Origin of the sequence: Sinomonas sp., assembly GCF_036848755.1 — a bacterium.
GTDB lineage: Bacteria > Actinomycetota > Actinomycetes > Actinomycetales > Micrococcaceae > Sinomonas.
This window is the reverse complement of sequence record NZ_DAIUJO010000113.1, coordinates 1-11,349: the sequence shown is the minus strand read 5'-3', so window position 1 is coordinate 11,349 and position 11,349 is coordinate 1. Positions and strand designations below refer to the sequence as shown.

The 11,349-nt window shown below is 68.5% G+C and carries 10 protein-coding genes; all 10 read left to right on the top strand.

Annotated features, from left to right (window positions below; genetic code table 11):
- Positions 1–31 precede the first annotated feature (31 nt).
- The 10 genes from V7053_RS15365 to V7053_RS15320 all read left to right on the top strand — a co-directional run bounded on the left by V7053_RS15365 (position 32) and on the right by V7053_RS15320 (position 11,262).
- The gene (locus tag V7053_RS15365) at positions 32–1,462 is read left to right on the top strand and encodes an aldehyde dehydrogenase family protein (protein WP_334173145.1); all 1,431 of its coding nucleotides are present in this window, start codon (positions 32–34) and stop codon (positions 1,460–1,462) included.
- Positions 1,463–1,476: 14 nt separating this feature from the next.
- Positions 1,477–3,417: a 3D-(3,5/4)-trihydroxycyclohexane-1,2-dione acylhydrolase (decyclizing) gene (iolD, locus tag V7053_RS15360; protein WP_334173144.1), complete on the top strand. Its 1,941-nt coding sequence runs from the start codon at positions 1,477–1,479 to the stop codon at positions 3,415–3,417.
- Positions 3,414–4,220: an HpcH/HpaI aldolase family protein gene (locus tag V7053_RS15355; protein WP_334173143.1), complete on the top strand. Its 807-nt coding sequence runs from the start codon at positions 3,414–3,416 to the stop codon at positions 4,218–4,220. Before iolD ends, V7053_RS15355 begins: the two co-directional genes overlap by 4 nt.
- Positions 4,217–5,428 (top strand): Gfo/Idh/MocA family protein, encoded by a 1,212-nt coding sequence (locus tag V7053_RS15350; RefSeq protein WP_334173142.1) that lies wholly within the window; start codon positions 4,217–4,219, stop codon positions 5,426–5,428. The genes V7053_RS15355 and V7053_RS15350 overlap by 4 nt, the downstream gene beginning before the upstream one ends.
- 41 nt (positions 5,429–5,469) lie before the next feature.
- On the top strand, positions 5,470–6,453 hold the full coding sequence (locus V7053_RS15345; RefSeq protein WP_334173141.1) for a LacI family DNA-binding transcriptional regulator: 984 nt from the start codon (positions 5,470–5,472) through the stop codon (positions 6,451–6,453).
- 99 nt (positions 6,454–6,552) lie between these two features.
- A complete protein-coding gene (locus V7053_RS15340) occupies positions 6,553–7,479 on the top strand; it encodes an NAD(P)-dependent oxidoreductase (protein WP_334173140.1) in 927 nt (308 codons plus the stop codon).
- 87 nt (positions 7,480–7,566) lie between these two features.
- Positions 7,567–8,580, top strand: a complete 1,014-nt coding sequence (gene iolG / locus V7053_RS15335; protein ID WP_334173139.1) for an inositol 2-dehydrogenase — start codon at positions 7,567–7,569, stop codon at positions 8,578–8,580.
- Complete coding sequence (locus V7053_RS15330) at positions 8,580–9,365, top strand: SDR family oxidoreductase (RefSeq protein ID WP_334173138.1); 786 nt, start codon at positions 8,580–8,582, stop codon at positions 9,363–9,365. The genes iolG and V7053_RS15330 overlap by 1 nt, the downstream gene beginning before the upstream one ends.
- The gene (locus V7053_RS15325; protein WP_334173137.1) at positions 9,362–10,255 is read left to right on the top strand and encodes a sugar phosphate isomerase/epimerase family protein; all 894 of its coding nucleotides are present in this window, start codon (positions 9,362–9,364) and stop codon (positions 10,253–10,255) included. Before V7053_RS15330 ends, V7053_RS15325 begins: the two co-directional genes overlap by 4 nt.
- Positions 10,252–11,262: a Gfo/Idh/MocA family protein gene (locus tag V7053_RS15320; protein WP_334173136.1), complete on the top strand. Its 1,011-nt coding sequence runs from the start codon at positions 10,252–10,254 to the stop codon at positions 11,260–11,262. Before V7053_RS15325 ends, V7053_RS15320 begins: the two co-directional genes overlap by 4 nt.
- Positions 11,263–11,349: the final 87 nt, after the last annotated feature.

Here is an 11,349-nt window from a genome sequence, read left to right as displayed (position 1 = left end):
TTCCGCAAGCTAGTCAGGAAAGAAGAACCAGATGCAGATGCTTGTTTCCGGCACGTGGCGAAACTCGTCGAGCGGCCGCCAGGAAGAAGTCCGATCGCCCTTCGACGGGCACGTCGTCGACCTCGTGCCGATCGCCACTCCCGAGGACGCCATGGCCGCCCTCGACCGGGCCGAGGCCGGAGCGCGGATCCAGCGGAGCCTGCCGGCCCACGCCCGCGCGGAAATCCTCCAGCGCGCCGCGGCGCTGGCCGACGAGCGCGCCGAGGATATCGCCCGGACGATCACCGCCGAGACCGGCAAGCCCATTACGGAGGCGCGCGGCGAGGCGGGTCGGGCAGGGGACATCATCCGGCTCGCGGCCTACGAAGGCGCCCAGCTCTATGGAGACACGCTCCCGCTGGACGCCAACCCCGGCACCGGTCAGGAGAAGATCGGATTCACGCTCCGTCAGCCGTGCGGGATCGTCGTCGCCATCACGCCCTTCAACTATCCGTCGCTCTTGGTCCTGCACAAGATTGCACCGGCCCTCGCCACGGGCAACGCCGTCGTTCTCAAGCCAGCTCGCGCGACGCCGCTCACGGCCCTCAAGCTCGCTGCGTGCTTCGTCGACGCGGGCCTCGCCCCGGAGGCCCTTTCCGTCCTCACGGGCAGCGGCGGGGACCTCGGTGACGTCCTCGTCTCCGATCCCCGGGTACGGAAAGTCTCCTTCACTGGCTCGACCGCTGTCGGAACGAGGATCGCGGCGACCGCTGGTGTCAAGAAGCTCTCCCTCGAGCTCGGCGCATCGTGCCCCGTCATCATCCTGCCCGACGCCGATATCGAGCTGGCGTCGTCCGCAGTCGCAGCGGGCGGCTACATCAATTCCGGCCAGGTGTGCATCTCCGTCCAGCGCGTCCTCGTCGACCGCCGGGTCGAGGCCGACTTCCTCGATGCCCTCGTTCCGAAGGTCAAGGCCATCGAGGTGGGCGACCCCACCGTCGCCTCGACCAGACTGGGTTCCCTGATCTCCACCCACGAGGCCGAGCGTGTGGAGGCGTCGATCAACACGGCCGCCCGCAACGGCGCTCGGGTCCTGACCGGCGGGGAGCGCTCTGGCGCGGTCGTCCAGCCCAGTGTCGTGGCCGACGTCGACCCTTCCAGCCCGTTCAGCAGGGACGAGCTCTTCGGACCCGCTGTGGCCGTCTCCCGCGCCGATGACATCGAATCGGCGCTCGCTCTGGCCAACGACAGCGCCTACGGACTGGGTGCCGGCATCTTCACCTCCGACATCGCCGGGTCCGTGCGGGCTATGCGCCAGCTCGATGCCGGCAACATCCACATCAACTGGACGCCCCTCTGGCGCGCCGACCTCATGCCCTACGGCGGCCTCAAGGGCAGCGGCATCGGCAAGGAAGGCATCCGGTCAGCCGTCCACGAGATGACCGAGGAGAAGACGGTCGTCCTCCACGGGCGCCCCTGGTAAAGGACAGGAACACCATGACGAACACCCTCCGCCTCACGGTCGCCCAGGCGATCGTGAAGTACCTCTCGGTCCAGTACAGCGTTGCCGACGGCGATCGGCGCCGCCTCGTCCCGGCCGCGCTCGGGATCTTCGGCCACGGCAACGTCGCCGGACTCGGACAGGCCCTGGACCAGTACTCCGAGGAGCTGCCATTCATCCAGGGCCGCCACGAGCAGTACCTGGCCCACATCGCGACGGCCTACGCAAAGGCGTCGCGTCGCCGTTCGGTGCTGGCCGTGACGGCCTCAATCGGGCCCGGGGCCCTCAACCTCGTCACCGCGGCCGGGCTGGCGACCGTGAACCGGATCCCTGTTCTCCTCCTCCCTGGCGACACGTACGCCACACGCCATCAAGGCCCGGTGCTGCAGCAGCTCGAGCACCCCACCGAGGCAGACGCGACCGTCAACGACGCGTTCCGCCCGGTCTCGCGCTTCTTCGACCGCATCACCCGACCCGAGCAGCTCCTCACCGCGCTGCCGCAGGCCATGCGGGTCCTCACGAGCCCGACCGACGCCGGCGCCGTCGTCCTCTCCCTCCCCCAGGACATCCAATCCCACGCCTACGACTTCCCGGCGGAGTTCTTCGAACCCCGCGACTGGAAGATCCGGCGACCGGTTCCGGACGCCCAGGAAGTCGAAGAGGTCGCCGAGCTGATCCGCAGCGCTCACCGTCCGGTCCTCATCGCGGGCGGCGGCATCCATTACTCGGATGCCCATGCAGCGCTCGAGGCCCTCGCCAACCAGATCGGCATCCCCGTGGTCGAGACATTCGGCGGAAAGGGCGCCGTGACGAAGGACGAGTGGTGGCAGGTCGGCGGAGTCGGCCTCGAGGGGAACTTCGCCTCCAACCGGCTCGTGAAGCAGGCGGATCTGGTCATCAGCGTCGGCACCCGCCTCACCGACTTCGCCACGGGGTCCCAGTCGATCTTCGAATCTCCCGAGGTCCGCTTCGCCTCGGTCAACGTGGTCGACGCCGATACCCGAAAGCAGGGTGCCACAGGCATCCTCGCCGACGCCCGCCTCGCCCTCGAGGCACTGGCAGGAGCACTCCAAGGGCACGGGACCGGCGAGCCATGGCGAGAGGAGGTCCAGGCGGCCCGCGCCGAATGGGCGCCGATCCGCGCGCAATGGCTCGACCCGGATCAGCCCTTCCGACCGGAGGAGCACCCGGACGCCCCGGTGACTGGAGCCGTCCTCACGCAGCCTCAGCTCATCGGACTCCTCCAGGAGCATGCCCGCTCCGGCGACACCATCATCGCCGCGGCTGGCGGCCCCCCAGGCGACCTCCAGAAGGTCTGGGACGCGACCGACGGGCGAGCCTGCCATCTCGAGTTCGGCTTCTCCTGCATGGGCTACGAGATCGCCGCCGGAATGGGCGTCCGCCTCGCAGAGGGGGCGACCGGGAGCCGAATCGTGTCCTTCATCGGTGACGGGACCTACCTCATGGCACCGACCGAGCTGCTCACAGCGGCCCAGGAAGGCCTCGACATGACGGTCGTCGTCTCCGAGAACCACGGCTACCAGGTGATCCACCGGCTCCAGATGAACCGGAGTGGGCGCGAGTTCGGCAACGAGTTCCGGTACCGGACCGAGGGAGGGCCTGTGACAGCGGCGGACGGCGCCGCCGCCCGCCTCGAGGGCGGCTACCTCGACGTCGACCTGCGCAAGATCGCCGAAGGCCTCGGTGCCACCGCGCTCCGTGCGACGACGGCGCAGGAGGTCCGGGAGGCGCTCGAATCGACCCGCGACGCGCGCGGTCCCGTCGTCATCGTCGTGCCGACGGTCCCCCATGTGGACCTCCCCGGCGGGGACGTGTGGTGGGATGTGGCACCGGCGGAGGTCTCAGAGCAGGAGTGGGTGCGTACGCTCCGCTCGGAATACGAGGACGCCCGGGGTCGACAGCGGTGGTTCGGATGACCGCCAGCCCTCTGGATCGCGGTTCCCTCCGCCGGCGCATCCAGTCAGGCGAGACGACGGTCGGGACCTTCGTCGGGCTCGGCTCGCAGACCGCCGCCGAGGTGTGCGCCGCTTCGGGCGCCGACTGGATCCTGGTGGATCTCGAGCACGGGTCGGGGACCGAAGACGTCGTCGGGCCGGCTGTCCTGGCCGCGGGGGCCTACGGCGTCCCCACTCTGGTGCGCGTTGAGACCGACGATCGAATCCGCATCGGGCGGGTCCTCGACCAGGGCGCTGCGGGGATCATGCTGCCGCGCCTGGATGGACGCCGAGAGGCGGCCGAGGCCCTCGGGCATCTGCGCTATCCGCCGTACGGCGATCGCGGGGTCGCGACGTACAACAGGTCGTGCCGCTGGGGCATGGACGCGTCCCCTTTGTCCGCGCCCCAGCAGGACACTCTGGGCATTGTCCAGATCGAGAACCTCAAGGCCCTGGACGAGGTCGACGAGATGGCGGCCTTGGACGCGGCTGATGTCCTCTTCGTCGGGCCGCTTGACCTGTCTACCGCCCTCGGGGTTCCCCGCAGCTTCGACAGCCCCGAATACCGCAGCGCGCTGCAGCGAGTCCTCGAAGCGGCGGAACGGCACGGCAAGGCCGCAGGAATCCTCGCCCTCGATGGCCGAGCAGCCGCCCGGTACGTCGCGGACGGGTTCCGGTTCGTGGCGGTCGGCTCCGATGCGACCGTTCTGGCAGCAGCGCTCCGGACCTCCTTCGACCTAGCCCGCACGACAGAACTCCTCGACACAAGGAAGGCCTCAGCATGACCACCACACCCCGGAGCATCGGCGTCGGGCTCATCAGCGTCGGATGGATGGGCAAGCTGCATGCCCGCGCCTACTCCACCATCCCCTACGTCTACCCAGAGCTCGGGATCGAGCCGCGTCTCGTGATCGCCGCCGACACCGAGCCCAGCCGGATCGATTTCGCCCGCGACGTCCTCGGGTTCGCCGAGGGCACCACCGACTATCGCGAGGTCCTTGCCCACCCCGAGGTGGACGTCGTCTCGATCTGTGCGCCGAACTTCCTCCATGCCGAGATAGGGATCGCAGCCGCGCAGGCCGGGAAGCACTTCTGGATCGAGAAGCCCGTGGGGCGGGGTGCCGAGGAGACGAACGCCGTGCGAGAGGCGGCAGCCGCCGCGGGCGTGGTGACCTCGATCGGCTACAACTATCGCCATGCGCCAGCCGTCGAGCATGCGCGACGCCTCGTCGCCGAGGGCAAGCTCGGGCGGATCACGAACGTCCGGGCCGCGTTCTTCTCGGGTTACGCCTCCGAGCCGAACGGTGCCCTGTCCTGGCGGTTCGACCGCAGACTCGCCGGGACAGGTGTTCTGGCTGACCTTTTCAGCCACGCCGCCGACCTGTGCCAGTATGTTCTCGGTCCCGTAGCCGAGATCACAGCCCTGACGAACACCGTGTACACGCAGCGGCCCAAGATCCCGATGGGAACCGGAACGCACTTCGCGGTGATCGAGGACGGAGAAATGGGCGACGTCGAGAACGAGGACTATGCTGCAGCGCTCGTGCGCTTCGGGCCCTCTGCCCGCGGCGCAGGCGCCGTGGGGACCATCGAAGCCTCACGCGTCGCGGTCGGTCCCGAGTGTGGCTACCAGATCGAGGTCTACGGCACCGAGGGATCCCTCAAATGGGACTTCGAGCGCATGAACGAGCTCAAGGTCTGTCTCGGCCGCAACAACGACGAGCAGGGCTACACGACGGTGAATGCCAGCCCCAAGCACGGCGACTACGCGCGGTTCCAGCCCGGTCCGGGGAACTCGATGGGCTTCGACGACCTGAAGGTCATCGAGGCGAAGAAGTTCCTCCTGGCCGTCGCCGGCGGCGAGCAAGCCAACTCGAACATCAACGACGCAGCCTCGGCCGCGGCAATCGTCTCGGCTGCCGAGACCTCTGCCGAGACGGGACAGTGGCAGAAGCTCGAGGAGATCGACGGGACCACGGCGGCTCGAGCCTAGCCATGCCAGCGCCATCCGGAGGACGACCGACCATCAGGGACGTGGCCGAGGCCGCCGGCGTCTCCAAGTCCCTCGTCTCCCTCGTTCTCCGCAACTCCCCGCGGGTGAGTGAGGAGCGTCGTTCCCGGGTGCTCGCTGTCATCGACGAGATGGGCTACGAGATGAACCTCGCAGCCAGATCCCTCGCCACCCGGGACAACGGGACGGTCGGGATCCTGGTGAGCGACCTCCACAACCCGTGGGCATTCGATGTCGCGGACGCAGCCCGTCCCGTCCTCGAGGATGCCGGGCACACGGTGCTCTTCAGCGCGGCCACTTCCTCGAAGCGGGGCGGCGTCGACCGTTCTACCCTCCAGGCCTACCGTGACCTGCGGGTCTCGGGCCTGCTCGTGGTCGGATCTGTGCCGGATCCGGCACTGTTCCATGAGGCCATCGGCAAGGCTCCGATCGTCTTCTCGGGCGGTGGCCCGGACTACATCGGGTCTGCCGATATCGTCCGCACGGACGACGCCGCAGGCATCGCCATGGTTGTCGACCATCTGGTCTCGCTCGGGCACGAGCGGATCGTCCACGTGGGCGGCCAGGGCGGGTCGGCGGCCACCGCGCGTGCGGCCGGATACCGGGAGGCGATGCAGCGGCACGGCCTCGAGCGCAATGCCGCGGTGTATCCGGCGGACTTCTGGGAGGACACGGGACGCGCGGCAGCGATACGTGCCCTGACTCCCACAGACCTCACCCAGCCCACGGCACTGGTGTGCCTCAACGATCTCGCCGCCCTCGGCGCGATGTCGGCCGCGGATGCGCTCGGCATCGACGTGGCGATCACCGGATACGACAACATCTCGGTCGCAGCCATGCCCAGGCTCTCGCTCACCACAGTCGACCCGGACAGCAAGTCGATCGGCCTCCTCGGAGCCCAGACCCTCCTCGGCAGGATCGGCGGGGCGAACCACGAGCCCTACAGCCAGCAGACCATCACCCCGCACCTGGTCGTGCGCGACTCCAGCCGCCACGGCCTCGGCTGACAAGAACACCTCCCACCCCGGCACACGTCCAGGCGCGGCCCTCCCGTCAGGGAACGCCGCCGACGGCGCGTCAGCCCTCGCAGGACGAAGGAAAGAAACATGCCTGAATCCATTCAGACCATCGTCGCGCTCGGTCCCGTCGAGCGCGAGCTCGTGGAACCCCTGCTGGCACCCGGCCAGCGCTTCGTGCCCGAGCCCGACGAGAGCGACCTCGCCCAGGCGCGGGCTGCCATCGTGCGCGCCGCCTATACCGTCGACGGGCGGATGCTCGACCGGATGCCCGAGCTGAAGGTCCTCGCCCGCACTGGTGTCGGCACGGAGAGGGTCGACGTCGCCGAGGCAGAACGCCGAGGCATTCCGGTCGTCATCACGCCAGGAAGCAACACGTCCTCGGTTGCCGAGGGGGTCTTCACGCACCTGCTCGCACTCGTCAAGCGCCTCAGCGATCTCACTTCGCTCGTCCGCCACGGCCAGTGGGAAGACCGAGCGACGGTACAGGTGGGTGACCTCGAGGGGCACACGCTGGGAATCGTCGGCTACGGCCGCATCGGCAGGCGCGTCGAGCGCTTGGCCCGCGCCTTCGACCTCCGCGTCCTCGCCTACGATCCGTTCGCTGAAATCCCTGCCGACATCAGGCGCGAGAGCCTCGCTCAGCTGCTGCAGGAAAGCGACTTCGTGACGCTGCATCTCCCCCTGAGCGCCGAGACCCACAACATGTTCGACGCGGCGCGGTTCTCATCCATGCGGCCGGGGAGCATCCTGGTCAACTGCAGCCGCGGGGGCCTCGTCGACCTTGACGCGGCGGTCTCCGCGCTCGGGTCCGGCCAGCTTGGCGGCCTCGGCCTCGACGTGTACGACCCGGAGCCCCCGGCGCACCACCCCGTCTTCGATCACCCCCGCGTCACCCTCTCTCCCCATGTGATGGGGTTCACGCAGCAGAGCATGGCCAACACGGTCAGGGACGCCGTCCTCGGCGCCCTCGCGGTGCTCGACGGCCGCTCGCCTGTCGCGGTCGCAGTGCCATGAGCCTCGCGGTTGGCATCCTCGGACGCCCCGTGCAAGTCCAGCGGGCCGAGCCCGTCCACAGCAGAGCAACGAAAGGAACCCGTTCCCATGTCCACTGACCGCCTCCGCGTGGCCCTGTTCGGCTCCGGCCGGATCGGCCAAGTCCACGCCCGCAACATCGCCGCCCACCCTGGACTGGATCTGGCCGTCATCGCAGACCCGTTCCTCGAAGGCGCCTCGAGGCTCGCTGACGCGACCGGAACCACTGCCGTCCAGTCTGCCGAGGAGGCGTTCAGCACTCCGGGGCTGGACGCCGTCGTCATCGGCTCGCCGACCAACACCCACGTTCAACTCATCGAATCGGCAGTCGGCCATGGGCTCGCCGTGCTGTGCGAGAAGCCGATCGACCTCGACCTCCCGACGGTGCGCGCATGCCGCGAACGGATCGCAGGCTCCTCCGTCCCGATCATGCTCGGCTTCAACCGTCGGTTCGACCCGGCCTTTGCCTCTGTGCGCCAACGCCTTGAGGCTGGCGAGATCGGTACCCTCGAGCAGCTGACGATCATCAGCCGCGACCCCGCGCCGGCGCCCGTCGGCTATCTGACCGCCTCGGGTGGGATCTTCCGCGACATGACCATCCACGATCTGGACATGGCACGCTTCTTCGTCCCGGACATCGTCGAGGTCTCCGCGCACGGCTCCACCCTCTTCAGCGAGGAGATTCGGGAGCTCGGCGACTACGACACCGCCGTCGTGACCCTCCGCGGCGCCCGCGGGGAGCTGATCACGATCACCAACTCCCGGCACTGCGCGTTCGGCTACGACCAGCGGCTTGAGGCGTTCGGCTCCGATGGAATGCTCGCGGCTGGAAACCTCACGGCAAACCCCGTCCGCTCCTACGGTGCCTCGGGCACCGAGCAGGCAGGGCCGTACCTGCCGTTCTTCCTCGAGCGCTACCAGGACGCCTACCGCGCCGAGCTCGACGCTTTCGCCACGGCGATCCGCACCGGGACCGCGCCCTCCCCCGGGTTCGACGACGGCATGGCCGCCCTGGTCCTGGCCGAGGCCGCCACCGAATCCGCCGCGGCGGGGAAGGCCGTCAACGTCGAGGGGAGCTGGTGATGGACGAACTCCAGCTCGCGGGCAAGGTCGTCCTCGTCAGCGGGGGCACCCAAGGCCTCGGCGAGGCCGTTGCCCGAAGGGCCGCCGTGCAGGGTGCCGAGGCTGTCGCGATCACGGGACGGAACGCGGCCGAGGGCGAGCGGGTGCAACGCGAACTCGAGGCAGCCTGCACGCGGGCCATCTACCTCAAGACGGACCTTGCCGACGTCGAGCAGGCGCGGGCCTCCGTACAGGACACCATTTCCGAGTTCGGACGCCTAGACGCCGTCGCCAACTGCGCAGGACTCACCTCGAGGGGCACATTCCTTGACACGGAGCCCGAGCTCTTCGACGCCCACATGGCGGTCAACCTGAGGGCACCCTTCTTCATCATGGCCGAGACGATCCGCCACCTCGTCGGCCGCGGGGCCCCGGGCAGCATCGTCAACGTCATCTCGATCGCCGAACACGGCGGTCAGGCATTCCTGGCTCCCTACGTCGCGGCAAAAGCCGGACTCGCCGGGGCCACGCGAAACGCTGCACACGCCCACCGGTGGGACCGGATCAGGATCAACGGGCTCGACATCGGCTGGACGGCCACGGCCGGCGAGGCCGCGACGCAGAAGAACTTCCACGGGGCGGAGGACGACTGGCTCGAAAAGGCCAACGCGAGTGTGCCCATGGGCAGGCTCGGCCAGCCCGACGAGATCGCCGAGTTCGTCGTGTTCCTGCTCTCGGACCGCAGCGGGGTCGTCACGGGGTCCGTCATCGACTGGGATCAGCAAGTCATCGGAGGACAAGAATGAACAGCACAGCCATCACGAGCCGGATCGCGGCCGCACCCATCTCGTGGGGAGTCTGCGAGGTGCCGGGGTGGGGCCACCAGCTCGACGCCGAACGCGTCCTCGGCGAGATGTCGGAACTCGGCGTCGTCGCCACCGAGTTCGGACCCGCGGGGTTCCTGCCGGCCGAGCCCGGGCCGAGGGCGGAGGTCCTGGCCCGCCACGGCCTCCGGGCCATCGGCGGGTTCTTCCCCGTGATCCTTCACGATCCCGAGAAGGACCCCATGGAAGCGGTCGCTCACGAACTCGACGCCTACGAAGCCGCCGGCGCGACGATCATGGTCCTGGCCGCCGAGACAGGCGCGGCGGGCTACGACCAGCGCCACGTCCTGGACGACGAAGGATGGGCCCTGTTCGGCCGCAACCTCGACCGTATCGTCGCCGCAGCCGCCGAGCGCGGCATCACCGTCGTCGTCCACCCCCACGTCGGGACGATGGTCGAATCCCCGGAGGACGTCCAGCGGCTCCTGGCCGGCACGACCGCCAAAGTCTGCCTCGACACGGGCCACCTCCTCATCGGTGGAACCGACCCCCGGCAGCTCGTGCGCGAGCACGCTTCGCGCATCGGCCACACCCACCTGAAGGACGTCCGGGCCGACTTCGCCGAGCGAGTCCAGAATGGGGAACTGACCTACACCGAAGCGGTCAAGGACGGAATGTACGTCCCGCTGGGGCAGGGCGACGTCGGCATCCGCGAGATCGTCCTCGGCCTGCTGGCCGCTGGATACGACGGCTGGTTCACGATGGAACAGGACACTATCCTCGAGGCAGAACCGGCCGATGCGGGACCGGTGACGGATGTCCGCGCCTCGATCGCCTATCTGAAATCGCTTGAGAACGAGACCGTCTCGTGAGCCGGGTGCGCTGGGGCGTGCTCACGACTGCCCGAATCGCGCAGCAGCGATTCCTGCCTGCCGTCGCCAGGGCCAACAACGCAGTGGCCACCGCAATCAGCAGCCCGAGCGGGAGGGCCGACGAAGTGGCACGGCGGTTCGGCATCCCGAAGGCGTACGCAAGCCATGAGGAGCTGCTTGCCGACCCGGACATCGACGCCGTGTACCTGCCCTTTCCGAACAGCCTGCACGCCGATTGGGCGGTCCGGGCGGCCGACGCCGGCAAGCACGTTCTCTGCGAAAAGCCGCTAGTCGCCACGGTCGATGACTTCCACCGAGTGGTCGGCGCCGCCGAGCGGGCGGGGGTGCGGGTCATGGAGGCCTTCATGTACCGGTTCCACCCCCAGCACGCCCGAGTTCGCGAACTGATCGCCCAAGGCCGAATCGGCGACGTCGTCTCGATCCACGCACGCTTCCACTTCACGATGAAGCGTCAGCCCAACGAACCTCGCCTGCTCGAGGGAATGGACGGCGGTGCCCTCAACGACGTGGGGACATACGGCGTCGACGCCCTCAATGGCGTCGCCGGCCGGCTGCCGACCGTAGTCTACGGGCGCGGGACGAGCCTGACGGACCCTGTCGACACGACCATGGGCGCGATCCTCGACTACGACGGAATCCTCGGGACGATCGACTGCGGCTTCGAAGGACCACGCACCAACAGCCTGCAGATCATCGGCACAGAAGGCCAGATCTCCCTCGACAAGGCCTTCGACCCGGACCCCGAAGAGATCGCCACGGTCACCCTCTCCAACCGAGCAGGCGAAACCCAAAGCTTCGCCTTCGTCCAGGACAGCTTCCGCACCGAAATCGAAGCCTTCAGCGACCTGATCCGCGGTCCAGGCCCCGCCATGCCTCTCCGTGAGCTGACCGAACAGAACCTCCTGGTGAGGATTGCCCTCCACGAGTCCATGAGCAGCGGACTGCCCCAGCATCCCGAACTTTCCAGCCACCTCGTCACCCAATAGCCAGAAGGAACCACCATGACTCCCACTACCGCGACGATCAAGACGATTCCGCATTTCCTCAACGGCGAAGAGACCCATGGGGTCGGG